This is a genomic window from Sphingomonas albertensis (genome assembly GCF_014358075.1).
Classification (GTDB): Bacteria; Pseudomonadota; Alphaproteobacteria; order Sphingomonadales; family Sphingomonadaceae; genus Sphingomonas; species Sphingomonas albertensis.
On the sequence record NZ_JACONT010000018.1, the window covers coordinates 1 to 23317 of the forward strand.

General features: G+C 66.6%; 26 protein-coding genes and 1 tRNA gene. 18 read left to right on the forward strand and 9 right to left on the reverse strand.

Going from position 1 to position 23317, the window contains the following annotated elements:
• The 4 genes from H8S47_RS09645 to argH all read right to left on the reverse strand — a co-directional run.
• Positions 1–647: precorrin-2 dehydrogenase/sirohydrochlorin ferrochelatase family protein (locus H8S47_RS09645; RefSeq protein WP_328805477.1), on the reverse strand; the 647-nt coding region annotated here is incomplete at its 3' end.
• On the reverse strand, positions 644–1906 hold the full coding sequence (lysA, locus tag H8S47_RS09650) for a diaminopimelate decarboxylase (protein ID WP_187503665.1): 1263 nt from the start codon (positions 1904–1906) through the stop codon (positions 644–646). The genes lysA and H8S47_RS09645, both read right to left, overlap by 4 nt.
• Before the next feature lie 11 nt (positions 1907–1917).
• Positions 1918–2160: a hypothetical protein gene (locus tag H8S47_RS09655; protein WP_187503666.1), complete on the reverse strand. Its 243-nt coding sequence runs from the start codon at positions 2158–2160 to the stop codon at positions 1918–1920.
• Entirely contained in the window at positions 2157–3524 is a 1368-nt protein-coding gene (argH, locus tag H8S47_RS09660; protein WP_187503725.1) for an argininosuccinate lyase, read from the reverse strand. The genes H8S47_RS09655 and argH overlap by 4 nt, the downstream gene beginning before the upstream one ends.
• 16 nt (positions 3525–3540) lie before the next feature.
• Between argH and H8S47_RS09665 the strand changes: the two genes are divergently transcribed.
• Positions 3541–4170 (forward strand): TlpA family protein disulfide reductase, encoded by a 630-nt coding sequence (locus H8S47_RS09665; protein WP_187503667.1) that lies wholly within the window; start codon positions 3541–3543, stop codon positions 4168–4170.
• Positions 4171–4282: 112 nt separating this feature from the next.
• On the opposite strand, the gene H8S47_RS09670 is transcribed toward H8S47_RS09665, so the two are convergent.
• Complete coding sequence (locus tag H8S47_RS09670; protein ID WP_187503668.1) at positions 4283–5821, reverse strand: ABC transporter permease/substrate-binding protein; 1539 nt, start codon at positions 5819–5821, stop codon at positions 4283–4285.
• A complete protein-coding gene (locus tag H8S47_RS09675; RefSeq protein WP_187503669.1) occupies positions 5818–6579 on the reverse strand; it encodes an ATP-binding cassette domain-containing protein in 762 nt (253 codons plus the stop codon). Before H8S47_RS09675 ends, H8S47_RS09670 begins: the two co-directional genes overlap by 4 nt.
• Before the next feature lie 48 nt (positions 6580–6627).
• Between H8S47_RS09675 and H8S47_RS09680 the strand changes: the two genes are divergently transcribed.
• Positions 6628–7419 carry an SDR family oxidoreductase gene (locus tag H8S47_RS09680; RefSeq protein ID WP_187503670.1) on the forward strand — a complete coding sequence of 264 codons (792 nt, stop codon included), beginning with the start codon at positions 6628–6630 and terminating at the stop codon, positions 7417–7419.
• A gap of 40 nt (positions 7420–7459) precedes the next feature.
• Here H8S47_RS09680 and H8S47_RS09685 read toward each other — a convergent pair whose 3' ends face one another.
• On the reverse strand, positions 7460–7756 hold the full coding sequence (locus H8S47_RS09685) for a 4a-hydroxytetrahydrobiopterin dehydratase (RefSeq protein ID WP_187503671.1): 297 nt from the start codon (positions 7754–7756) through the stop codon (positions 7460–7462).
• Positions 7757–7804: 48 nt separating this feature from the next.
• Between H8S47_RS09685 and H8S47_RS09690 the strand changes: the two genes are divergently transcribed.
• Genes H8S47_RS09690 through H8S47_RS09700 form a run of 3 tightly spaced genes read left to right on the forward strand, consistent with a single transcriptional unit; the run spans position 7805 to position 9458 of the window.
• Complete coding sequence (locus H8S47_RS09690; RefSeq protein ID WP_235982745.1) at positions 7805–8251, forward strand: metallopeptidase family protein; 447 nt, start codon at positions 7805–7807, stop codon at positions 8249–8251.
• Positions 8248–8820 (forward strand): heme ABC exporter ATP-binding protein CcmA, encoded by a 573-nt coding sequence (gene ccmA / locus H8S47_RS09695; protein WP_328805479.1) that lies wholly within the window; start codon positions 8248–8250, stop codon positions 8818–8820. Before H8S47_RS09690 ends, ccmA begins: the two co-directional genes overlap by 4 nt.
• Positions 8817–9458, forward strand: a complete 642-nt coding sequence (locus H8S47_RS09700) for a heme exporter protein CcmB (protein WP_187503673.1) — start codon at positions 8817–8819, stop codon at positions 9456–9458. The genes ccmA and H8S47_RS09700 overlap by 4 nt, the downstream gene beginning before the upstream one ends.
• 111 nt (positions 9459–9569) lie before the next feature.
• Here H8S47_RS09700 and H8S47_RS09705 read toward each other — a convergent pair whose 3' ends face one another.
• Positions 9570–10901, reverse strand: a complete 1332-nt coding sequence (locus H8S47_RS09705; RefSeq protein WP_187503674.1) for an MFS transporter — start codon at positions 10899–10901, stop codon at positions 9570–9572.
• Positions 10902–11176: 275 nt separating this feature from the next.
• On the opposite strand from H8S47_RS09705, the gene H8S47_RS09710 reads away from it, so the two are divergent.
• The 11 genes from H8S47_RS09710 (at position 11177) to H8S47_RS09760 (ending at position 21327) form a co-directional block, all read left to right on the forward strand.
• On the forward strand, positions 11177–12316 hold the full coding sequence (locus H8S47_RS09710; RefSeq protein ID WP_214655024.1) for a ubiquinol oxidase subunit II: 1140 nt from the start codon (positions 11177–11179) through the stop codon (positions 12314–12316).
• 9 nt (positions 12317–12325) lie between these two features.
• A complete protein-coding gene (gene cyoB / locus H8S47_RS09715; RefSeq protein ID WP_187503675.1) occupies positions 12326–14326 on the forward strand; it encodes a cytochrome o ubiquinol oxidase subunit I in 2001 nt (666 codons plus the stop codon).
• 4 nt (positions 14327–14330) lie between these two features.
• A complete protein-coding gene (gene cyoC, locus H8S47_RS09720; RefSeq protein ID WP_235982747.1) occupies positions 14331–14969 on the forward strand; it encodes a cytochrome o ubiquinol oxidase subunit III in 639 nt (212 codons plus the stop codon).
• A complete protein-coding gene (gene cyoD, locus H8S47_RS09725; RefSeq protein ID WP_187503676.1) occupies positions 14966–15352 on the forward strand; it encodes a cytochrome o ubiquinol oxidase subunit IV in 387 nt (128 codons plus the stop codon). Before cyoC ends, cyoD begins: the two co-directional genes overlap by 4 nt.
• Entirely contained in the window at positions 15352–16068 is a 717-nt protein-coding gene (locus H8S47_RS09730; protein ID WP_187503677.1) for an SURF1 family protein, read from the forward strand. The genes cyoD and H8S47_RS09730 overlap by 1 nt, the downstream gene beginning before the upstream one ends.
• Complete coding sequence (locus H8S47_RS09735; protein ID WP_187503678.1) at positions 16065–17378, forward strand: ATP-binding protein; 1314 nt, start codon at positions 16065–16067, stop codon at positions 17376–17378. Before H8S47_RS09730 ends, H8S47_RS09735 begins: the two co-directional genes overlap by 4 nt.
• 10 nt (positions 17379–17388) lie before the next feature.
• Positions 17389–17922: a response regulator transcription factor gene (locus H8S47_RS09740; RefSeq protein WP_187503679.1), complete on the forward strand. Its 534-nt coding sequence runs from the start codon at positions 17389–17391 to the stop codon at positions 17920–17922.
• Between the two features lie 36 nt (positions 17923–17958).
• A complete protein-coding gene (locus H8S47_RS09745) occupies positions 17959–19017 on the forward strand; it encodes a spore photoproduct lyase family protein (RefSeq protein ID WP_187503680.1) in 1059 nt (352 codons plus the stop codon).
• A 76-nt stretch (positions 19018–19093) separates the two neighbouring features.
• Entirely contained in the window at positions 19094–19888 is a 795-nt protein-coding gene (locus tag H8S47_RS09750) for a DODA-type extradiol aromatic ring-opening family dioxygenase (protein ID WP_187503681.1), read from the forward strand.
• Between the two features lie 10 nt (positions 19889–19898).
• Entirely contained in the window at positions 19899–20471 is a 573-nt protein-coding gene (locus tag H8S47_RS09755; protein ID WP_187503682.1) for an NADPH-dependent FMN reductase, read from the forward strand.
• A gap of 1 nt (position 20472) precedes the next feature.
• Positions 20473–21327 (forward strand): pirin family protein, encoded by an 855-nt coding sequence (locus H8S47_RS09760; protein ID WP_187503683.1) that lies wholly within the window; start codon positions 20473–20475, stop codon positions 21325–21327.
• Here the strand turns inward: H8S47_RS09760 and H8S47_RS09765 are convergent.
• A complete protein-coding gene (locus H8S47_RS09765; RefSeq protein ID WP_187503684.1) occupies positions 21324–22181 on the reverse strand; it encodes a peptidylprolyl isomerase in 858 nt (285 codons plus the stop codon). The genes H8S47_RS09760 and H8S47_RS09765 overlap by 4 nt on opposite strands.
• 88 nt (positions 22182–22269) lie before the next feature.
• Here H8S47_RS09765 and H8S47_RS09770 point away from each other — a divergent pair.
• A tRNA-Ser gene (locus H8S47_RS09770) sits at positions 22270–22360 on the forward strand.
• 158 nt (positions 22361–22518) lie between these two features.
• Positions 22519–23286 carry a tyrosine-type recombinase/integrase gene (locus tag H8S47_RS19135; protein ID WP_328805480.1) on the forward strand — a complete coding sequence of 256 codons (768 nt, stop codon included), beginning with the start codon at positions 22519–22521 and terminating at the stop codon, positions 23284–23286.
• Positions 23287–23317 lie beyond the last annotated feature (31 nt).

Sequence of the window (23317 nt, forward strand, 5' to 3'; positions counted from 1 at the left end):
TCGGCTGGTTGGGGATCGGCAGACACATCAGCGGCCGACCCACCCCCTGCCCCTCCCTTCCAGGGAGGGGAGTCTGGGGTGGACAGCCATGCGTCGACATCATGCGTTGGCGAGAGTGGATCGAGCATCCCGCCTGCCGCCATCGCGGTCGCCAACGCGCGGCGGCGCTCCCCCATGTCGGGCCAGCGCTTCCGCAACGCGCCACGCGCCGCCTGCAACGCCAGCGCGAGCTTGCCCAGATCGGCCGGCACCAGTGCCTCCAGCCGCTGCCGCAACGCCGCCGCCAGCCCCGCCGACACGCCGCTCGTCCCGATCGCGATCAGCACCGGCGCACGGTCGACGATCGCCGGCAGCGTGAAGTCGCACAGCGCCGAGCGATCGACTGCGTTGACCAGTATCCCCCGCGCCTTCAGCCGCGCGACCGCGGCCAGCGCCTCGTCCTCGTCGTCGATCGCGACGATCGCCAGCGACGCCGCAGCATCCTCGCCGACCACATCCGCGCCCGCGCGATCGAGCAACCGCCGCTTCGCATCCGCCGCCTCGCCCTCGCCCAGCAGGATCACCGGGCGCCCCGCCAGCCTGACGAACAGCGGCAGGCTTTGTAGCGGGGGGGGTAACGGGAAGGGCAGCGGAGCGGGTGATATCACCGCTTGAGCCATTCCGGCACGCGCTCGGCGGCTAGGATCGTCTCCGGGTGAATCCGATCGGCGACCACCGCGAACCGATCGCCGTCGACCAGCACCTCGGGCACCAGCGCGCGGCTGTTATAGGTCGACGCCATCGTCGCGCCGTAAGCGCCCGCGGTGCGGAACACGCCGAGATCGCCCGACTTCACTGCGTCGATATCGCGCCCCATTGCGAAGGTGTCGCCGGTCTCGCACACCGGCCCGGCGATGTTGGCGGTCATCCGTTCGCCGGTCGGCTCGACCGCGACGAAATCGTGATACGCGTCGTACATCGCGACGCGCGCGAGGTCGTTCATCGCCGCGTCGACGATCACATACGGGTTCACGACGCCGGGCTTCACCCAGATCACTTCGGTCAGCAGCACGCCGGCATTGCCCGCGATCACGCGACCGGGCTCGAACATCAGTTCGACATCCCAATCGGCAGTCGCGCGCGCGACCATCGCGCCATATTCGGCCGGGCTCGGCAGCACGTCACCGGGCTTGTACGGCACGCCGAGGCCACCACCGAGATCGACGCGGCTGATCGTATGACCCGCGGCCCGCAGTTCGGCGACCAGCTCGCCGATCCGCGCATAGGCAGCCTCGAGCGGCGCAAGGTCGGCGAGCTGGCTGCCGATGTGGATCGCCACGCCCCGCAGATCGAGCCCGTCATGCTTCGACAGCCGATCGAACATCGCGACCGCCTGGTCGATCGCGACGCCGAACTTGTTCTCCTTGCGCCCGGTCGAGATCTTCGCATGCGTGCCGGCGTCCACGTCCGGGTTGACGCGCAGCACCGCCGGCGCGCGTTGGCCGCGGGCATGGGCGAGCGCGGCGAGCACTTCGCCCTCTTCCTCAAGCTCGAGATTGAACTGGCCGATCCCGGCGTCGAGCGCCTGCGCCAGTTCACGCCGCGTCTTGCCGACGCCCGAGAACACGATGTCCGACGCGGGGATCCCCGCCGCCAACGCCCGCTGCATCTCGCCCGCCGAAACGACGTCGGCGCCATAACCCTCGTCGGCCAGCACCCGCAGCACCGCGACGTTGGGGTTCGCCTTGATCGCATAGGCCAGGTGGACGCGCCCCGCAGGCTTCAGCGCATCGCGAAACACCTGCGCATGGCGGCGGAAGGTGGCGGTCGAATAGACGTAGACGGGCGTGCCGACGGCCTCGGCGATCGCCGGCAGGGCGACGTCCTCGGCATGCATCACACCGTCACGATAGTCGAAATGGTTCATGGATCAGGTCTTCAATTTGGCGGCGGCAGGTCGAACTCGTCGCTGCGTCGCTCGTCGGATTTGGTCAGCAGCTCGTCGCTGCGCTGCGGGCGTTGCTGCGTGGTGGGCTCGAGCAGTTGCGCGGCGGTCGGCTGCGTCTTCGCACCGTAGGGCGCGACCGGAAGCGTCTTGCCCTCTGCCGGCACCAACCCGTCCGCCGCACCGCAGCCCGACAGCGCCAGCACCAATCCCGCCAATCCCAAAAGCCGTTTCATGCTATCTCCCCCCGCGCGGCGCGGATCGCAGCGCGCACATTGTTGGGCGCAGTGCCGCCGAAGCTGGTCCGGCTGGCGACCGACGCATCGACCGAGAGCACGCCGTACACGCGTTCGTCGATCCGCGCATCGATTGCCTTCAAGTCCTCGATCGGCAACGCATCGAGCGCGACCTTCCGCTCTTCCGCCAGCTTGACGCAGCGCCCGGTGACATGATGCGCCTCGCGGAACGGCAGCCCCGCCTCGCGCACCAGCCAGTCGGCGAGATCGGTCGCGGTCGCAAAGCCGCTCTCGGCCAGCTCGCGCATCCGGTCGGTGCGGAACGTCGCGCTCTCGACCATCCCGGTCATCGCCGCAATCGACAGCGCGAGCAGGTCGTACGCCTCGAACACCGGCGGCTTGTCGTCCTGCATATCCTTCGAATAGGCGAGCGGCAGGCCCTTCATCGTCACCATCAGCGCGGTCATGCAGCCGAGGATCCGCCCGGCATGCCCGCGCACCAGCTCGGCCGCATCGGGGTTGCGCTTCTGCGGCATGATCGAGCTGCCGGTCGACCATTGATCGCTGAGCGCCACGAACCCGAACGGCTGCGACGCCCACAGCACGAACTCCTCGGCAAGCCGCGACAGGTGCAGCGAGGTCTGCGTTGCCGCGGTCAGATACTCGATCGCGAAATCGCGGTCGCTGACGCCGTCGAGCGAGTTGGTCATCGGCCCGTCGAAGCCGAGCGCGGCGGCGGTCATCTCGCGGTCGATCGGGAAGCCCGTGCCCGCGAGCGCGGCCGAACCCAGCGGCGACCGGTTCATCCGTGCGCGCGCGTCGGCGAAGCGCCCGACGTCACGCGAGATCATCGCGTGATACGCCATCAGATGATGCCCAAGCGTCACCGGCTGCGCCGACTGCAAATGCGTGAAGCCCGGCATCACGCTCGCCGCATGCTCTTCCGCCCGCGCGAGAAGCGCCGCCTGGAACCCCGCCAGCGCCGCCAGCGCCTGGTCGATCGCGTCGCGCACCCAGAGCCGGAAATCGGTCGCGACCTGATCGTTGCGCGAGCGCGCGGTATGTAGCCGCCCCGCGACCGGGCCGATCGCATCGGCGAGCCGCGCCTCGGTCTGCATGTGGATATCCTCGAGGACCAGATCCTCCTCGACGCCGTTCGCCGCATAATGCGCCGCCACCGTGTCGAGCCCGGCCGAGATCGTCGCGGCATCCTCCGCCGACACGATGCCCTGCTTGCCGAGCATCGCGACATGCGCCTTCGAGCCGGCAATATCCTGCTGCCAGAGGCGCTTGTCGAAGGGAATGGAGGCGTTTATCTCGCGCATGACCGCTGCCGGCCCCTCGGCGAACCGCCCACCCCACATCGAATTGGAACCGTCCATGTTCTCGCGTCCTGTGTTCAATTCGCTGCCGATCGCCTGTCTTGCCGGGATGGGCCTGCTGGTCGCCGGCTGCGATAGGAAATCGCCCGCGCCGGAGCAAGCAAACGTCGTCGCCGCGAACACGGCGTCCGCCGACGAGGTCGCGCCCGGCCCCGCCCCCGACGAAGCGACCGGCCCCACGGCAAGCGCGGAAAAGCTCGACCGCAGCCACAAGGGCGAGACCGGTCCCGCCGTCGCCTTTACCGCACCCGACGGCAAACCCGTCACGCTCGCGTCGTTCAAGGGCAAGCCGTTGCTGCTCAACCTGTGGGCCACCTGGTGCGCGCCGTGCGTGGCGGAAATGCCGACGCTCGACGCCGCGGCCAAGTCGCTCGCCGGCAAGGTGCAGGTGATCGCGGTCAGCCAGGACATGCAGGGCGCGGAGAAGGTAACGCCGTTCTTCGCCGAGAAGAAGTTCTCGACGCTCAAGCCGTATCTCGATCCGAAACTCGGCCTCAGCCTCGCCTATCAGGCGAACCTGCCCACCACGATCCTGTACGATTCGGCGGGTAAGGAAGTCTGGCGGATGACCGGCGGCTATGAATGGAACACGCCCGCCGCGGCCAAGCTGATCGCGGAGGCGTCGTAACCCTAGAAGCGATGTGCCGACCCGCCTTGGTGACGAGCCAAAGGTTGATGGCGAGCCGGCACCGCATCCTAGGACAGATCGCCACCCGGTGCACCCGATCACGCGGTCGTATCTAACGCCCGATCCGATTGGCGAGCCACGTCGCCGCGGCTTCGGGCGTCTGCTTGTCCGTATCCCGGTCCACGCGGTAGTTCGCATCGCGCATCGCCTCGACCGGGATTCGCCCGACCAGAGGCTTCACCGCGGCGACGAACTTCGCGTCCCCTGCCCGCTTCGGCGCCACCATCAGGATCGCGTCGTATCCCGGGATCGCCCGCCGCGGATCGGTCAGCACGGTCAGCCCATCCGCCGCGATCCGCCCGTCCGACGAGAAGGCCGAGATCACGTCGACGTTCCCGCTCTCCAGCGCGCGGTACATGAAGGTCGGGCTGTACGGCGTGGTCTTGGCGAACCGCAGCGGATAGGCGCGCTTCACCGCCGCCCATTCGGGCCGCTCGAGAAACTCCAGGTCGCTGCCGAGCGTCATTCCCGGCGCGGCCTTCACCAGATCGTCGAGGCTGGCGATTCCCTTGGCCCTGGCGGCGTCGCCCTTCATCGCGAACGCATAGGCATTCTCGAATCCGAGCGAACCGATCAGCCCGACTCCGTGCTCGCGCTTCGCCCAGTCGCCGATCGCCGCGACCATCGCGCCATGCTCGGGCACGTCGGTGCGCTTCATCTCGTTCGCCCAGATCGTCCCGGCATAATCGACATACACGTCGATATCCCCGCCCGAGAGCGCGCCGAACACCACAGCGGACCCGAGCCCGTCGCGATACTCGACGGTATAGCCCGCGCGCTCCAGCCGATCGCCGATCAATCGCGCGAGGATATATTGCTCGGAGAAGTTCTTAGCGCCGACCACCACCGTCCGGTCGCCGCCGCTCGTCGGCCAGAGCGGCACGGTCGCCACCGCCGTTCCCGCCAGCAGCACGACGGCGCTGGCGATCCACAACCACCGCCGCCGCGCGCGGATGCCGTATTCGATCCCGCCGATCAGCGCATCGACCGCCAGCGCCAGCGCCGCCGCCGACACGCAGCCGGCCAGCACCAGCGCCCAGTTCTGCGTCTGCAATCCCGCGAAGATCATGTCGCCGAGACTCGGCTGACCCACGGTGGTCGACAACGTCGCCGCCCCGATCGTCCACACCGCCGCGGTCCGGATGCCGGCGATCAACACCGGCGCAACCAGAGGCGCCTCGACCAGCCGCAGCTTCTGCGCGGGCGTCATGCCGACCGCGTCCGCCGCCTGGATCACCGCCGGATCGATGCCCTGCAGCCCCGCCACCGCATTCCGGATGATCGGCAGCAACGCATACAGCGTCAGCGCGATCAGCGACGGCAGGAAGCCGAGCGCCGGAATCCCCCCCCCGACCAGCGCGGAGAGACTGAGCAACAGCGGATAGAACAGGGCGAGCAGCGCAAGGCTCGGGATCGTCTGCACCAGGCTGGCAAACCCGAGCGAGACGCGTGCGACGGTCGCGTTGCGGGCGGACCAGATTCCCAGCGGCAGGCTGATCGCAATCCCCAGCAACAAGGCCGACGCCGACAGCAGCACATGCGCGGCAAGCAACGGTGGCACGCGGCCGAGTGCATCAAGAAACGCGCTCATGCGACCAGCGCCTGGAGGCGTTCGGCCTGCGCGCGCGGCACCTGCACCAACGCCTGCGCCTCGTCGCCACCCTTGCCCGCCACAAGGTCGGCCGGGGTCGCGTCGGCGACGATCCGCCCGGCCTTCATCACCAGCACGCGGTCCGCCAGCAGCAGCGCCTCCGCCATGTCGTGCGTCACCAGGATCGTGGTCAGGCCGAGCCGGTCGTGCAAGTCCCGAATCCGCGTCCCCAGCGCATCGCGCGTCACCGGATCGAGCGCGCCGAACGCCTCGTCGAGCAGCAGCAGTTTGGCGCCGGGTGCGAGCGCGCGGGCGATGCCGACGCGCTGGCGCTGGCCGCCCGAGAGCGCGTCGGGCATGCGGCTCGCAATGTCGCGGGGCAGGTCGACCAGATCGAGCAGGTCGCCGACCTTGGCCTCTTCCCCGCGCCCCGCGATCCGCAACCCGATCGCGATGTTCTCGGCGATCGTCATGTGCGGGAACAGGCCGATATTCTGGAACACGTAACCGATCCGGCGGCGCAGTTCGGGCGCGGGCTCGGCGGCGACGTCGGCACCGTCGATCGTCACGCGGCCCTCGCTCGGCTCGACGAGGCGATTGATCGTCTTGAGCAGCGTCGACTTGCCCGATCCCGACGTCCCGACCAGCGCGACGAACGCGCCGCGTGCGATCTCCAGCGAGACCGCGTCGACCGCGATCGTCGACCCGTAGGTCTTGGTGACGCGTTCGAAAGCGAGCGCTGGGGAATTGTCTGGCATCTGCGCGCAGGATGCGGGAAACATACCGGAAAATCAAATGGAGAGGGTATGAGCCAGCAGGGCATTTTCATCACCGGCGGCGGATCGGGAATCGGGCGCGCGACGGCGGTACTCTTTGCGCAGAAAGGTTGGCGGGTCGGGCTCGCCGACGTCAACGTCGCAGGACTGGCCGAAACCGCCGCGCTGCTCCCCGCCGACATGGCGTCCACCTACCAGATGGACGTGCGCGATCGCGAGGCGTGGGTCGCCTGCCTCGACGCATTCGTCGCGACCACCGGCGGACGGCTCGACGTGCTGTTCAACAATGCCGGAGTCGGCTCGGGCGGCCCGCTCGCGGATACCGACTTCGCCGAGATCGACCGCGTGATTGCGATCAATCTCGTCGGCGCGCTGAACGGTGCGCGGATCGGCCATGCCTATCTCAAGCGTACGCCCGGATCCTGCCTGCTCAACACCGCATCGGCGTCGGCGATCTACGGCTCGTCCGGCCTCGCGCCCTATTCCGCGACCAAATTCGGCATCCGCGCAATTACCGAAGCACTCGACGGCGAATGGGCGGCGGACGGCATCAAGGTACGCTCGATCGTGCCGAGCTTCATCGACACGCCACTGCTGGATTCCGCCGCGGGGAAAACCAACCACTCGATCCGCGAGACGGTGACGGGCGCAGGGCTGGAACTGACCGGCGTCGACAAGGTCGCCGAAGCCGCCTGGGCCGCAGTCCACGGCGACAGGATCCACACCTATGTCGGCAAGACCGCCCACCGCATGGCCTTCGCGGCCCGATGGATGCCGGGCGCGCTGCGCAAACGTATGCGCCGCAGCATGACGCGCGGGTGATAATCCCCCCTCCCTGGAAGGGAGGGGGGAAGACAGCAGTTCAAACGTCGCCGACGATCGCATCGATCGCCTCGGCCATCTCGATATCGCGCGGGCTCAGGCCGCCCGCATCGTGAGTCGTCAGCAGGATCTCCACCCGGTTCCACACATTCTTCCATTCGGGATGATGGTTCGCCCGCTCGGCGATCAGTGCGACCTGAGTCATGAATCCGAACGCCTCGACGAAATCCGCGAACACGATCGTCCGCGTGATCGCGTCGCGCGCATCGTCGTAATCCCACTCGTCCAGCCCATCGAGCGCCTCGGCCCGCTCGGTCTCGTTCAGCGCTTCGATCATCGGGCTCTCCCTTGCCGCCATAGTTCGCCACCGACTATGGCTGGTGGCATGAGCGGGCAAGCAGCAATACACGGCCGGGACCTCGGGGAAGCCCCCGACGCCGACACGATCGAGGCGATTTGCCGCGCGACGATCGCCAGGCTCCCTGCCCAGTTCGCCGAGCATCTCGGCGACATCGTCTTCGTGGTCGAGGAATATGCCGACGACGAGACGCTCGCCGCGCTCGGGCTGGAGCACCCGCTGGACCTGTCCGGCCTCTATCACGGTCGCCCGCTCGGCGAGAAATCGTCGATGGACTCCGGCGCGATGCCCGACCGCATCGTCCTGTACCGTCGCGCGATCCTGGAGGAATGGATCGAGACCGGGGTCCGCCTCGACGACCTCGTCGCGCACGTCACGATCCACGAGATCGGGCATCATTTCGGCCTCAGCGACGACGACATGCACGCGCTCGAAGATGCCGGGGAAGACGCCGCGGAAGATCAGGCCACGTGAGCCTCGCATTTCGCGACGTCGCGTGCGTGCGGGGCGGGCGGATGCTGTTCTCGGGCGTATCGTTCGATCTCGCACCCGGCGACGCGGCGGTCGTCACCGGCCCCAACGGCATCGGCAAGTCGAGCCTGATCCGCATCGCCGCCGGCCTGCTTCCAGCGTTCGAAGGCGCCGTGACGTGCGATGCGGACAAGGCGCTGCTTACCGAAGCCAGCGCGCTGGACACCGACCGCGCGCTCGTCGCCGCACTCCGCTTCTGGGCCAGCCTCGACCGCGCGCCCGATCCGGACGCGCGCGTCGCCCACGCGTTGCAGGCGCTCGATCTCGAGGCACTGGCCGACATCCCCGTCCGCCTCCTCTCCACCGGCCAGCGCCGCCGCGCCGCCATCGCACGCATTGCCGCCAGCGAAGCCCCGGTCTGGCTGCTCGACGAACCCGCCAACGGGCTCGACACCCACTCGGTCGCGCGCCTGGAGGCATTGATCGCCCGTCACCGCACTGGCGGCGGCATCGCGCTCGTCGCCACCCATCTCCCGCTGTCGATGCCGGGCGCGCAGGAGATCGGCCTGTGATCGCACTCGTCCGCCGTGATCTGCGCCGAAGCGTATCGAGTGGCGGCGCCACGTTGGTCGTCGCGTTCTTCCTGCTGGTCGCCACGTTGTTCCCGTTCGCGATCGGGCCGGATGCGGCGCTGCTCGCGCGGATCGGTGGCGGCGTGATCTGGACCGCGGCGCTGCTCGCAGCCTTGCTCCCGGTCGAACGCCTGATCGGCCCCGATCTGGACGCCGGCGTCTTCGATCAGTTCGCGGTGCGCGGCCTGTCGATGACGTCCGTCGCGATGGCCAAGACGATTGCGCACTGGCTCGGCTTCGGCCCGCCGCTGATGCTCGCCGCGGTGATCGCCGCCGGGCTGCTCAACCTGCCGGCGGACACTTTGCTGCGAGTCGAGGTCGGCCTGCTCATCGGCACCCCCGGCCTGGCGGCGCTCGCGGTCGTCACCAGCGCCTTGGTCGCGGGCGTTCGCGGCGGCGGTGCGGTGACGGGGCTGGTGATGCTCCCCCTAGCCGTCCCCTTGCTGATCTTCGGCGCAGGCTCGCTGGACCCTGCGGGCGGTGCAGGCGCGGTCAAACTCCTCACCGCAGTCAGCCTGATATTGGTCGCCGGCGCGCCGTTCATAGCCGCCGCCGCCATCCGCGCGGCCCTTGATTAAGTCGGCCGCCTTACGCGCCCGTCGGGACCGCGTTCGGATGAAAAACTGGGGGTCGTCGGGCGGATCGAGAGGCGATATCCCCAATCACGCACCCGAAGAACCGAGGTCAGCTCAGCGCGCGATGTCGCGCTTCGCCAGCTGCTTGTTCAGACCCAGCGCGATCAGCGTGAACACCGCGCCCGAGAACAGGTACGCGCCGCTCGCCGCCAGCCCCAGCTTGCTCGTCAGCAGCAGAGCCGCCAGCGGGGCGAAGCCTGCACCGAACAACCAGGCGAGATCGGTCGTCAGCGCCGAACCCGTGTAGCGATGCTGCGGCGACAGGCTCGATGCGATCGCGCCCGAGGACTGGCCGAACGACAGGCCGAACAGCAGGAAGCCGATTCCCATGAACAGGCGCTCGCCGGTCTCGCCGCCATCGAGCAGCGACGGTGCGGCGATCGCGAACAGCGCGATCAGGACCGCGATCGTGCCGAGCATCGTGCGACGCCCGAATCGGTCCGCAAGCAGGCCCGACACCAGCATTGCGCCGATTCCGATGATCGCGCCGATGACTTCGACTACCAGGAAGCGACCGGCCGATTCACGCGTGAACAGCACGACCCACGACAGCGGGAACACCGTGACCATATGGAACAGCGCGAAGCTGGCGAGCGGCACGAACGAGCCAAGCCAGATCGCCTTCCACTGTGATTGCACCGTCTCGACCACCGGCGCGGGCTCCAGCTCGCGCTTGGCGTACATCTCTTCGAACTCGGGCGTCACCACCAAACGGAGGCGGGCGAACAGCGCGACGACGTTGATCGCGAACGCCACGAAGAACGGATAGCGCCAGCCCCAGGCGAAGAAGTCCTCGGTCGGCAGTGCGGCGACGAAGAACGCGAACAGGCCGCTGGCGACCAGCAGGCCGATCGGCGCACCAAGCTGCGGCAGCATCGCGTACCAGCCGCGATGCTTTTCCGGCGCGTTGAGCGACAGCAGCGAGGCGAGACCATCCCAGGCGCCGCCGAGCGCGACGCCCTGGCCGATGCGGAGCAGCGCGAGGATCGCGACCGACCAGTTGCCGACCGAGTCGTAGCTGGGGATGAACCCCATCGCGACGGTCGACGTGCCGAGCAGGAACAGCGACATCGTCAGCTTGACGCTGCGGCCGTACGCGCGATCGACCGCGATGAAGATGATCGAGCCGATCGGGCGAGCGATGAACGCCAGCGCGAACACCGCGAACGAATAGAGCGTGCCCTGCAACCGGTCGACATACGGGAACACCAGGGTCGGAAACACGAGCACCGAGGCGATCGCGTACACAAAGAAGTCGAAGAATTCCGAGGTGCGGCCGATCACCACGCCGATCGCGATCACGCCGGGCGTGACGTGCTCGCCGTCGCTATGGATACTGCGAGCATCGGCTTCGAAGCTCGTCTCGGGGATCGTGTCAGCACTCATTCTTCAACTCGCTCTTCGGGGCGCGGACCCATCATACGCTGTTCCGGCGGATGCGGGCAGGGGCAATCTATGCTACCCTTGGACATGATAAAGCCATGCCGATGTTGCAGTGCAGCGCCCATTGGACAAATTGTCCACTGTAGCGCAGCGCAACGCAGGCGTAGGGGGACCGCATGACCGTCGTGACACAGCTTTCCCGCACCAAAATCTCGGCCCGAAAATGGTTGGTTGCCATGCCCTTGGCATTGCTCACCAGCGGTTGCGACTGGGTTGTGATGTCGCCCTCCGGCGATATCGCAGTGCAGCAGCGCGATCTGGTGCTGATCTCGACCGGGCTGATGCTGCTGATCATCGTTCCGGTGATCTTTTTGACCCTGTTCTTCGCGTTCCGCTATCGCCAGTCGAACAAGGCCGCCAAGTACGAGCCCAACTGGGATCACTCGGTCGGGCTCGAGCTGCTGATCTGGGGCATCCCGCTGCTGATCATCATCGCGCTCGGCGCGTTGACCTGGACCAGCACGCATCTGCTCGATCCGTATCGCCCGCTCGGCCGGATCAAGCCGGACACGCCGACGCTCGCGAACAACGTGCCGGTCGGCAATCTGGTCGACAAGCAGCAGGTCGGCAACGGTGCCAATGGCGCCGGTAAGCCACTCGAGGTGCAGGTCGTCGCGCTCGATTGGAAGTGGCTGTTCATCTATCCGGAATACGGCATCGCCACGGTCAACGAACTGGCCGCGCCGGTCGATCGCCCGATCCGGTTCCAGATGACCTCGTCGTCGGTAATGAACGCGTTCTACATCCCTGCGCTCGCCGGCATGATCTACACGATGCCCGGCATGCAGACGACGCTGAACGCGGTCATCAACAAGCCCGGCAACTACGAGGGCTTCTCGTCCAACTATAGCGGCGCGGGCTTCTCGGGCATGCGCTTCCGCTTCCACGGCGTGAGCGACGCGGGCTTCGATGCCTGGATCAACCAGGTCAAGCAGCGTGGCGGTGGTTTGAACCGTGCGAGCTACCTCCAGCTGGAGAAGCCGAGCGAGAAGGTGCCGGTCCGCTATTACAATGCGGTCGAGCCGAACATGTTCAAGCTGGTCGTCGAGCAGTGCGTACAGCCCGGCAAGGTCTGCATGTCGCAGATGATGCACGGCGGCAAAGGCGGGGGGGACTCGCATGCCGGTATGGCGATGCCGGGCGTCAATGGCGGTAAGGGTCCGCAGGATTCGTCCGAGCGGGTCGAAGGCGCCTTGATGAAGGATGCCGACGAGAAGGGTAGCGGCCAGCACTGGACCGCGCCCGCCGACATAAAACAGGACGGCGCCAACAATGCGCCCGGATCGGTATCGAACCGCAATCACACGATGTTGTCCCCCTCAACCAAGCCGGGCACGCGCCCCGTCGCGAACGGCTAGAGAACCATCATGAACGACACTCTGTTGAAGACAATCTTCGGCCGCCTGACCCTGGAGTCGCTGCCGCTGCACGAACCGATCGTCGTCGCCACCTTCGCGATGGTGGCGATCGGTGGCGCAGGCCTCGTCGCGGCGCTGACCTATTTCAAGGTCTGGGGCTATCTGTGGAACCAGTGGTTCACCAGCGTCGATCACAAGAAGATCGGCATCATGTACATCATCCTGGCGATCGTCATGCTGCTGCGCGGGTTCTCCGACGCGATCATGATGCGCGCGCAGCAGGCGATGGCGTTCAACGGGTCCGAAGGGTACCTGACCGCGCATCACTATGACCAGGTCTTCACCGCGCACGGCGTGATCATGATCTTCTTCGTGGCGATGCCGCTGGTCACGGGCCTGATGAACTATGTCGTCCCGCTCCAGATCGGTGCGCGCGACGTGTCGTTCCCATTCCTCAACAATTTCAGCTTCTGGATGACCGCGGCGGGTGCCGTGATCGTCATGATGTCGCTGTTCATCGGTGAGTTCGCGCGGACCGGCTGGCTCGCGATGCCCCCCCTCTCGGGACTGGCGTACTCGCCGGACGTCGGTGTCGACTACTATATCTGGGCGTTGCAGATCGCCGGCATCGGGACACTCTTGTCCGGCGTCAATCTGGTCGCGACCATCGTCAAGATGCGCGCGCCCGGCATGACCATGATGAAGATGCCGATCTTCACCTGGACGTCGCTCTGCACCAACATCCTGATCGTCGCCGCCTTCCCGGTGCTCACCGCGGTTCTCGCGATGCTGTCGCTCGACCGTTACATCGGCACCGCGTTCTTCACGAACGACTCGGGCGGTAACCCGATGATGTACGTCAACCTGATCTGGATCTGGGGTCACCCCGAGGTCTACATCCTGGTCCTGCCGGCGTTCGGCATATTCTCGGAGGTCACCTCGACCTTCTCGGGCAAGCGCCTCTTCGGCTACAGCTCGATGGTCTATGCGACGCTCGTCATCACGATCCTCGCCTATCTCGTCTGGCTGCACCACTTCTTCACGATGGGCTCCGGCGCGAGCGTGAACTCGTTCTTCGGCATCACCACGATGATCATCTCGATCCCGACAGGGGCCAAGATCTTCAACTGGCTGTTCACGATGTACAAGGGCCGAATCCGGTTCGAACTGCCGATGATGTGGACGATCGCCTTCATGGTGACCTTCACGATCGGCGGCATGACCGGCGTCCTGCTCGCGGTGCCGCCCGCCGACTTCGTGCTGCACAACTCGCTGTTCCTGGTCGCGCATTTCCATAACGTGATCATCGGCGGCACGCTGTTCGGCATGTTCGCCGGCATCAACTACTGGTTCCCGAAGGCGTTCGGCTTCAAGCTGAACGAGACGTGGGGCAAGATCTCGTTCTGGTGCTGGGTCGTGGGCTTCTACTTCGCCTTCATGCCGCTCTACGTGCTCGGCCTGATGGGCGTGACCCGCCGGATGCGCTATTTCGACGATCCGAACCTGCAGATCTGGTTCGTCATCGCCGCCTTTGGTGCAGCGCTGATCGCCGCCGGTATCGGTGCCTTCCTGATGCAGATCTTCGTCAGCATCCGGAACCGCGAGAAGCTCGCCGACCTCACCGGCGATCCGTGGAACGGCCGTACGCTAGAGTGGGCGACTTCGTCGCCGCCGCCGGACTACAACTTCGCGTTCACGCCGATCGTTCACGACCTGGACGCCTGGTACGACATGAAGGAGCGCAAGGCGGTTCGTCCGGTCTCCGGCTTCAAGGCGATCCACATGCCGAGCGGTACCGGTACGGGCGTCGTGCTCGCCGGCCTCAGCGTGGCGTTCGGGTTCGCGATGATCTGGTACATCTGGTGGCTCGCAGGGCTCACCCTGGTCGGCATCTTCGCGACGGCGATCTTCCACACCTTCAACTACAAGCGCGACTTCCACATCCCGGTCGAGGACGTGATCGCCAGCGAGGACGCGCGCACTCGCCAGCTCGCGACCCAGGGAGCCTGACGCGATGTCCGCAATACCGATGAAGGACGGTCTGAACGAGACCAAACCGGTCTCGTTCTACGACCTAGACGAGCACGAGCATCCCGATGGCGGCAGCACGATGCTGGGCTTCTGGATGTACTTGATGAGCGATTGCCTCATCTTCGCGGTGCTGTTCGCGGCCTATGCCGTGCTCGGCAACAGCTATGCCGGCGGTCCCAGCCCGAAGGAGATCTTCGAGCTGCCGCTGGTGGCTGTGAACACCGCGATGCTGCTGTTCTCGTCGATCACCTACGGCTTCGCGATGCTGTCGATGGAGGAAGGTCGCCAGCGTATCATGCAGATGTGGCTGGTCTTCACCGGCCTGTTCGGCCTCGCGTTCCTGTCGATCGAAATGTACGAGTTCGCCACCCTCATCCATGAGGGTGCGGGCCCGACCCGCAGCGCGTTCCTGTCGTCGTTCTTCACGCTCGTCGGCACGCACGGCCTCCACGTCACGATGGGCCTGATCTGGCTCGTCACGTTGATGGTGCAGGTTCAGAAGCACGGCCTTATCGCCGCCAACAAGCGTCGCCTGATGTGCCTCAGCATGTTCTGGCATTTCCTCGACGTCATCTGGATCGGCGTCTTCACCTTCGTCTATCTGATGGGCACCCTACGATGAGCGACACCCACGCGCACGACGCACACGCGGACCATGGCGATCACGGCCATGGCGATCACGCCTCGCACGGCACCCGCGGCAGCTATATCAAGGGGTTCTTCCTCTCGGTCATCCTGACTGCGATCCCGTTCTGGATCGTCATGACCGACGCATTCAAGGATCCGTCGACCGCAGCGCTCGTCGTCATGGTCTTCGCGGTCGCGCAGATCGTCGTCCACATGATCTACTTCCTGCACATGAGCGGCAAGTCGGAGGGCGGCTGGACGATGATGGCGCTGATCTTCACGATCATCCTCGTCGTCATCACGCTCAGCGGATCGATCTGGGTGATGTACCACATGAACACGAACATGATGCCGATGCAGGCCGCGGCAGACATGTGATGAAGACGCGACCGGGCCCTGCCGTCTATGTCGCAGGCCTGGTCGCGCTGCTGCTGTTCGCCGGGTTCATGGCGCTCGGCATCTGGCAGGTCGAGCGCCGAGCCTGGAAGCTCAACCTGATCGAACAGGTCGCGGCCCGCGCGCATGCCGCGCCGGTCGCCCCGCCGGGGCCAGCGTCATGGGGCGCGATCACCGCCACCACCGACGCCTATCGCCGCATCCGCCTCGACGGCATCCTCGACAATACGCGCGAGACGCTGGTGCGCGCCGCTACCACGCTCGGTAGCGGCTATTGGGTCGTCACACCCTTGCGGACCGCCCAGGGCTTCACCGTCCTCGTCAACCGCGGCTATGTTTCGCCCGAGCAACGCGGCGCGCATACCAAGCCCACCGGCCCGGTCACGATCACCGGCTATCTCCGCATCACCGAACCCAACGGGGGCTTCCTCCGCAGCAACGACCCCGCCGCCGACAAATGGTATTCGCGCGATGTCGCCGCGATCGCGGCTGCACGAGGCCTCTCGAACGTCGCGCCTTATTTCGTCGATGCGGACAAATCCGGCGCGGGCGCCCCGGTCGGCGGCCTGACGATCATCGCCTTCCCGAACAACCATTTCGTATACATGCTGACCTGGTTCGCGCTCGCCGCAATGACCATCGTCGCGTTCGTCGTGTTCGTCCGCCAGGATGCACGCAAGCGGCGAGAGGAAGCATGACCTCCGCGGGCGCTCGCCAGGGCTGGCAACGCTGGCTCGCCCTCGCCACTGCACGCACCGATGCGACCGGCAACGCCAACATGCGGCAGCTCGTGACGCTGCGCTGGATCGCGGTCGCTGGCCAGTTCGTCACGATATTGTTCGCCCGGTTCGGGCTCGGCTTCGATCTCCCGCTCGTCCCGATGATGGCTGCACTCGCCGCCGCGGTCGGCCTCAACCTCGCCAGCATGCCACTCTACGGCTGGCGCAAGGGCGCGAACATCCAGCTGCTGCTCGCGTTGCTGTTCGACGTCGGCCTGCTCACCACGCAGCTCTATCTCGCAGGTGGCGCGACCAACCCGTTCATCTCGCTCTACCTGCTCCACGTCGTGCTCGGCGCGGTGCTTCTCGATCGCTGGTCGAGCTGGGCGATCGTCGTCGTCACCGCGGCCTGCTTCGGCCTGCTCACGCTCTATTACCGCCCGCTGATCCTGCCCCCCGATTACAGCGGCGAGTATTTCATCCTCTACACGATCGGCTCGCTGCTCTGTTTCATGCTGATCGCGACGCTGTTGATGCTGTTCATGGCGCGCATCACTGGAAACTTGCGCGCCCGCGACACGCGCCTCGCCGATCTTCGCCAGCAGGCCGCCGAGGAGGACCACATCGTCCGCATGGGGCTCCTGGCATCCGGCGCCGCGCACGAACTCGGCACGCCGCTCGCGTCGATCGCGGTCATCCTCGCCGACTGGCGCCGCATGCCGACGCTCGCACAGGACGCCGATCTGCAGGCCGAGATCGTCGAGATGCAGTCCGAGGTGCAGCGCTGCAAGGCGATCGTCACCGGAATCCTCCTGTCCGCCGGCGAAGCGCGCGGCGAGGCGCCCGAGATCATGCCGCTCCACCAGTTCCTCGATGCGATCGTCGACGAATGGCGCGCCGTTCACCCCTCGGTCGATTTCGACTACACCACCCGAGTCGGCGACGATCCGCAGGTCGTGTCCGACCCCGCGCTCAAACAGGTGATCGCCAACGTGCTCGACAACGCCGCCGAAGCCTCGCCGCACTGGGTCGCATTCCGCGGCGAACGCAGCGACGGCGACCTCGCGCTGATCGTCCGCGATCGCGGCCCGGGCTTCAGCGCCGAGCGGCTCGCCAGCTTCGGCAAACCCTATCAGTCGAGCAAGCGCGAACCCGGCCACGGCCTCGGCCTGTTCCTCGCGGTCAACGTCATGCGCAAGCTCGGCGGCGGCGTGTCCGTCGTGAACTGCGACGACGGCGGCGCGGAAGTCACGATCAGCATGCCTCTCTCGGCGATCGCGCTCTCATGAGGACTACGGCATGAGCGAACCCGCCCTGCTCGCGATCGTCGAGGACGACGAGACCTTCGCCCGCACGCTCCGACGCTCGTTCGAACGTCGCGGCTACGAGGTGATGCAGGCCGCCAGCCACGAGGAACTCGTCGAGCAACTGGCGGAACGCACGCCGCGCTACGCCGTCGTCGACCTGAAGCTCGGCGGCGCCTCGGGCCTCGTCTGCGTCCAGACGCTCCACGCGCATGATCCCGACATCATCGTCGTCGTCCTCACCGGTTTCGCGAGCATCGCCACCGCGGTCGAGGCGATCAAGCTCGGCGCATCGCACTATCTCGTAAAACCCTCGAACACCGACGACATCGAAGCTGCGTTCGACCGCACCGACGGCGTAGTAGACACTGAACTCTCCGAGCGTCCGACCTCGATCAAGACGCTCGAATGGGAGCGGATTCACACCACGCTCGCCGAAACCGACTTCAACATCTCCGAGACCGCGCGCCGTCTCGGCATGCACCGCCGCACGCTCGCGCGGAAACTCGAGAAGCGTCCCGTCAAATAACGGCAACGCATCCGCGATGGCCAGCGTTGTCCCCCGATGCGCTCCCAAAAACTCTGGCAACCCCGCCGCCTGCTGGCGACCCCATCCGCGTTGACCTGGGAACACGGTGCCGAAATCGCCGCGCGGGCTACCGCACTCGGCGTACCCGTCACGACGCTGCCGAGCGACCGCCTCAAGCTCGACTTCCCCGCGGATTCCCGCCGCGCCTATGCGGAAGCCAAAGCAACGCTGGCGCTGGTCGTCGCGCCGCCTTCGAAACGCAAGCTTCAGCCGATCGCTCCGAGCGCCGACTGGCGGATCGACCTCGCCGAAGGCTGCCCCGCGCATTGCGGCTATTGCTACCTCGCCGGCTCGCTCAAAGGCCCGCCCATAACGCGCGTCTACGCGAACCTGCCCGAGATCCTCGCCGAACTCCCCGCACATCTCGGCCAAGGCACGGTCACCTCGCGCTCGACCGCCCGCGCGCACGAGGGCACGACGTTCGAGGCCTCTTGCTACACCGATCCGCTAGGCATCGAACACGTCACCGGATCGCTCTCCGCGCTGATCGCGCATTTCGGCGCATGGGAAGCCGACGTGCAGTTGCGCTTCACCACCAAGTTCGACGCGGTCGAGCCATTGCTGACGCTAGACCACCGCGGCCGCACCCGCATGCGCGCCTCGATCAACCCCGCCGCCTATGCGCGCTTCGAGGGCGGCACCAGCCCGGTCGCAGCCCGCCTGCTCGCGCTGCGGAAAATGGCGGACGCAGGCTACAAGATCGGCCTGACCGTCGCCCCGATCATCGCCGCCGAAGGGTGGCGCGAGGCGTATGGCGAATTGCTTGCGGAGGCGGGCAGGGTGCTCGCCGACATCCCCGACGTGACGATCGAGCTGATCACCCACCGCTACACCCCCGGCTCGAAGGCAGTGCTTGAAACCTGGTATCCCGGTTCGTCGCTCGACCTCAGCATGGCCAATCGCACCGAGAAACGCACAAAGTTCGGCTCCGTAAAATACGTCTACGACGCCGACACGATGCGCGCGCTCCGCACCTTCTTCCAGGACGAGATCGCTGCCAAGCTCCCGCAGGCCCGTATCCTCTACTGGACCTGATGCGCGCGCCAACCGGCAACGCAGCGTTGCCATTCGCGCCCTTCCGATCGCCGCCAGCGCCGCCTACCGCTAGACTATGACGAGTATCCGCCAGCCAACCCTCTTCATCCCGCACGGTGGCGGGCCCTGTTTCTTCATGGACGACCCCGCCGGCAACTGGACCGGCATGGCCGCCTACCTCCGGTCGATCGCCGCCTCGCTCCCCGAAAAGCCCAAGGCGATCCTCGTCGTATCCGGCCACTGGGAAACGCGCGGCTTCGCGTTCACCGGTGCCGCGACCCCGTCGTTGATCTACGACTACGGCGGCTTCCCCCAGCACACCTACGAACTGCGCTACGACGCCCCCGGCGATCCCGCGCTGGCAGCCCGCGCCGCCGACCTGCTCCGTGGCGCCGGAATGACCGCGACCATCGACCCCACGCGCGGCCTCGATCACGGCGTCTTTATCCCGATGAAGGTCGCATTCCCCGACGCCGACATCCCGGTCGTCGAAATGTCGGTCGACCGCGATCTCGACCCTAAGTTGCACGCCGCCGCCGGCCGCGCACTCGCCCCGCTGCGCGACGATGGCGTGCTGATCATCGGCTCGGGCATGAGCTTCCACAACATGCGCGGCTACGGCGATCCCCGCTTCACTGAGCCATCCGAAGCCTTCGACCAATGGATTACTGCCGCGGTCGAGTCCGAACCGACCGCCCGAGCGGACGCGCTAGCCGGCTGGGCCGAAGCCCCCGCGGGCCGCCTCTCGCACCCCCGCGAGGAGCATCTCCTCCCGCTGATGGTCGCCGCCGGCGCTTCCGATCAACCCGGCGCACACGTCTACGGGGAGCGAGTCCTGCAAACCGCGATCTCCGGCTACCGCTTCAACTAAAGGAATTCCCATGACTCTTCCCGTCCTGCTCGCCATTTCAGGCAGTCTGCGCCGCGGCTCATACAATGGCGCGATCCTTGCCACGCTTGGCGAAGCAGTCGCCGACAAGGCTACGCTGACGATCTTCCCGCTGAACGACGTGCCGCTCTACGATCAGGACGCAGACACCGATACGCCCCCCGAAGCCGTCGCAGCCCTGCGCGCGGCGATCGGCGCGGCCGACGGGATCGTCATCGCCTCTCCCGAATACAATCACGGCATGTCCGGCGTCCTGAAGAACGCGCTCGACTGGGGCTCGCGCCCACATGGCAAGGCGACGCTGACAGGCAAGCCGGTCTTCACGCTAACCTCGTCGCCCGGCGCAGTCGGCGGCGCGCGTGCGCACGCGCAACTCAACGAGACGCTGGCCTCGATAGGCGCCCGCACCGTCCTACGTCCCCAAGCGGTCGTCGGCGCGGTGCACGAGAAGATCGCCGATGGTCGCCTGACCGACCAGCGCACGCTCGACTTCCTCGTCGCCGGCGTCGACGACCTGCTCGCCGACATCGCCCGCCCTACCGCTGCCGACCGCGAGGCGTCCTGAGATGCGGCAGGTCCTCCGCCAATATCCTGCCCAGCGCGACGACATCGCCGATCTCGTCACCCGCCGCCCGCTACCGGGGCCGGGCCTGCCCCAGGTCGATCCGTTCCTGTTTCTCAACCATCACGGCCCGCAGACCTATCGCGCCGGCAACACCGGCCTCCCGTTCGGCCCGCATCCGCATCGCGGGTTCGAGACGGTCAGCTTCATCCTCAAGGGCGAGATGGCGCACCTCGACAGCGGCGGCCACGAAAGCGTGATCCGCGCAGGCGGTATCCAGTGGATGACCGCAGGCTCGGGCCTGATTCACGCGGAAATCTCGCCCGCGTCGTTCAAGCGCGACGGCGGTCCGCTGGAGATCCTGCAACTCTGGGTCAACCTCCCCGGTCGGCTCAAAATGACCAAGCCCGCCTATACCGGCCTCCAGCGCGAGGACATTCCCGCGATCCCGGTCGATGGTGGCGTAGTGAACCTGATCTCCGGCACGTTCGCCGCACGACAGGGTCCGTTCGAATCGTTGACCGACGTCGCGATGATGACCGTCGAACTCGAAGCCGGCGCCAAGATCGACCTGCCAGCCCCCAGTGGCCGCGCGGTCTTCTTCTACGTCGTCGCTGGCACCCCCTCGGCGAACGGCACGCCGATCAAGCCCCACCATCTCGCCACGTTCGGTAACGAGGGCGACACCATCGCCGTCACCACCGAAACTCCCGCGACGATCCTCTACGGCCACGCCGACCCGATCGGCGAGCCCGTCGTCTCGCACGGCCCGTTCGTCATGAACACGCGCGAAGAGATCGTGCAGGCGATCGAAGACTATAACGCAGGCCTGTTCGGCAAGCCGCCCGTCATCCGCTAGGGCGCTTTCCGCACCGGCGGCAGCGCGGCGCAGATGTCTGCGCCGCCCGCCGGTACCGTGAAGAACGGCCCCGCCCGGTTCTCGCGCGACGCGATCCAGGCCACGAACCGCGCATTGTCCGCCACGCGATATTCGAAGCGCGGTCGCTCGGCAGCAGGTAGTTCGCTCACGAGGTGTGCGGACACGATCGGGCTACGCTCGCTTTCGATCTTGTAGAACCCCAGATCCCCGGTGCCCCGCGGGAGCGACGACAGCCACTCGATTCCGTCGATCACCCGGCCCACCACCGCGATGTTGCGGTCCAGCGCACGCGGCGAATGACCTATCACGGTGTAGAGTTCGGCCCCGCTCCCGGTACTCGGCGCCAGATCGCGCGCGACGCCAACCATGCCGTAGCAATGCGGCAGCCACTCGGTCGCGCCATTGCCCGCCAATGGCCAGCCGTCACGGCTATATCCCGCCCATTCGGCATAGGGATCGCGCTGCGACAGCCGTGCCACCGTCGTCGGCCCGGCATGCGAATATTCCGCCGGTGGGTTGGCGACGACGCCCGCGACCAAGGGCTTCTTCTCGGTCGCATCACCCCATTGCGCGACGTAATTGTCCTGCAACCGGTACACGCTGGTGCCGACATCCCACCAATGCGCCGCGGCGAGCTTGCGGATGTTGGCAACGTGCACGGGCGCATACCGAGGTGCCAGCCGCACCGTAAACCTGTGACCATCGGCCAGCGTAAACACCAGCAGCTCGTCGTCCGGAACCGCGACCCAATCCGCCGGCAGCGGATCGGACGGCAGCGTGGCGGCGACCGGAGCGGCTTGCGCGAGCGCGGCAGCGAGAAGAAGATTCAGCATCCCCGCAGACTGCCCGAGCGCATCCCAGCACGCAATCGCTTGCGCGTACGTGAAACGCGCACTAGCAGACGCCCTTCCAGAGCAATGCGGAGCGGTGGCCGAGTGGTCGAAGGCGCTCGCCTGGAAAGTGAGTATACGTCAAAAGCGTATCGTGGGTTCGAATCCCACCCGCTCCGCCACCCCACGTTCCTACAGTGGCCGAGTTCGTCTCAGAAGCCTAGGATTTACGTCGCTTTTCATAGCGCGGTAGTCTCACGCGGTCCCATAGTTTCCCAGCCAAGCGCACGCTTGTTGGGGGTATTCTGGGGGTACGCTGAAGACGTTCTGGGGGTATCGAGTGCTGACCGAATTACGCTGCCGGCAGGCCAGGGCGGCAGAGAAGAGCTACAAGCTGTCCGATGGCCGGGGGCTTCATCTGTTCGTGACGACCACCGGTTTTCGCTCCTGGCGCTGGAAATACCGAATCGCTGGCAAGGAAAAGCTGCTCGTGCTGGGCAGCTATCCCGACGTAAGCCTCGCGCTGGCACGCGAGCACCGGGACGCGGCGTCACGCCTTTTGAAGGCCGGGACCGATCCGAGCGTCGACCGCAAGCAAGCCGCAGCGGTTCGGCATATCGAGCATGCAACGACGTTCGAGGCGGTAGCGCGGGAATGGCATGCCCAGCAGCTGTCGAGCTGGGTCGCGGTGCATGCGGCGGATGTCTTGAACAGCCTCGAGAAGGATGTCTTTCCGTATATCGGCTCGACGCCAGTCGCAGCGGTGACCTCGCCGATGGTGCTGCAACTGGTACGGCGGATCGAGGAGCGGCCATCGGTCGAGACCGCTCGTCGCGTTCGGCAGCGTATCTCGGCGGTGTACGGCTTTGCGATAGCGTCGGGGTACGCGACGAGCGATCCAGCTGTATCGATTCGGGGAGCGATGAAGCCGCTCATCAAGAAACGGCAGCCAGCTCTGGGATCGCTGGAGGAAGCCCGAGCGCTACTGATGGCGGCCGAGGCATCGGCCGCGCATCCCATGACCAAGCTCGCGTCGCGACTTCTCGCGCTGACGGCATTGCGACCGGGGACGCTTCGGACGACCGGCTGGCCGAGCTGGAGTCCTTGAACGAGGATGCGCCGGTATGGCGCATACCGGC

Excerpts from the sequence above, each read along its gene's own strand:
- lysA (WP_187503665.1), bottom strand. The coding sequence starts at position 1,906 with ATGAACCATTTCGACTATCGTGACGGTGTGATGCATGCCGAGGACGTC.
- H8S47_RS09655 (WP_187503666.1), bottom strand. The coding sequence starts at position 2,160 with ATGAAACGGCTTTTGGGATTGGCGGGATTGGTGCTGGCGCTGTCGGGC.
- argH (WP_187503725.1), bottom strand. The coding sequence starts at position 3,524 with ATGTGGGGTGGGCGGTTCGCCGAGGGGCCGGCAGCGGTCATGCGCGAG.
- H8S47_RS09665 (WP_187503667.1), top strand. The coding sequence starts at position 3,541 with ATGTTCTCGCGTCCTGTGTTCAATTCGCTGCCGATCGCCTGTCTTGCC.
- H8S47_RS09670 (WP_187503668.1), bottom strand. The coding sequence starts at position 5,821 with ATGAGCGCGTTTCTTGATGCACTCGGCCGCGTGCCACCGTTGCTTGCC.
- H8S47_RS09675 (WP_187503669.1), bottom strand. The coding sequence starts at position 6,579 with ATGCCAGACAATTCCCCAGCGCTCGCTTTCGAACGCGTCACCAAGACC.
- H8S47_RS09680 (WP_187503670.1), top strand. The coding sequence starts at position 6,628 with ATGAGCCAGCAGGGCATTTTCATCACCGGCGGCGGATCGGGAATCGGG.
- H8S47_RS09685 (WP_187503671.1), bottom strand. The coding sequence starts at position 7,756 with ATGATCGAAGCGCTGAACGAGACCGAGCGGGCCGAGGCGCTCGATGGG.
- H8S47_RS09690 (WP_235982745.1), top strand. The coding sequence starts at position 7,805 with ATGAGCGGGCAAGCAGCAATACACGGCCGGGACCTCGGGGAAGCCCCC.
- H8S47_RS09705 (WP_187503674.1), bottom strand. The coding sequence starts at position 10,901 with ATGAGTGCTGACACGATCCCCGAGACGAGCTTCGAAGCCGATGCTCGC.
- H8S47_RS09710 (WP_214655024.1), top strand. The coding sequence starts at position 11,177 with ATGTCGCCCTCCGGCGATATCGCAGTGCAGCAGCGCGATCTGGTGCTG.
- cyoB (WP_187503675.1), top strand. The coding sequence starts at position 12,326 with ATGAACGACACTCTGTTGAAGACAATCTTCGGCCGCCTGACCCTGGAG.
- cyoC (WP_235982747.1), top strand. The coding sequence starts at position 14,331 with ATGTCCGCAATACCGATGAAGGACGGTCTGAACGAGACCAAACCGGTC.
- cyoD (WP_187503676.1), top strand. The coding sequence starts at position 14,966 with ATGAGCGACACCCACGCGCACGACGCACACGCGGACCATGGCGATCAC.
- H8S47_RS09730 (WP_187503677.1), top strand. The coding sequence starts at position 15,352 with ATGAAGACGCGACCGGGCCCTGCCGTCTATGTCGCAGGCCTGGTCGCG.
- H8S47_RS09735 (WP_187503678.1), top strand. The coding sequence starts at position 16,065 with ATGACCTCCGCGGGCGCTCGCCAGGGCTGGCAACGCTGGCTCGCCCTC.
- H8S47_RS09740 (WP_187503679.1), top strand. The coding sequence starts at position 17,389 with ATGAGCGAACCCGCCCTGCTCGCGATCGTCGAGGACGACGAGACCTTC.
- H8S47_RS09745 (WP_187503680.1), top strand. The coding sequence starts at position 17,959 with ATGCGCTCCCAAAAACTCTGGCAACCCCGCCGCCTGCTGGCGACCCCA.
- H8S47_RS09750 (WP_187503681.1), top strand. The coding sequence starts at position 19,094 with ATGACGAGTATCCGCCAGCCAACCCTCTTCATCCCGCACGGTGGCGGG.
- H8S47_RS09755 (WP_187503682.1), top strand. The coding sequence starts at position 19,899 with ATGACTCTTCCCGTCCTGCTCGCCATTTCAGGCAGTCTGCGCCGCGGC.
- H8S47_RS09760 (WP_187503683.1), top strand. The coding sequence starts at position 20,473 with ATGCGGCAGGTCCTCCGCCAATATCCTGCCCAGCGCGACGACATCGCC.
- H8S47_RS09765 (WP_187503684.1), bottom strand. The coding sequence starts at position 22,181 with ATGCTGAATCTTCTTCTCGCTGCCGCGCTCGCGCAAGCCGCTCCGGTC.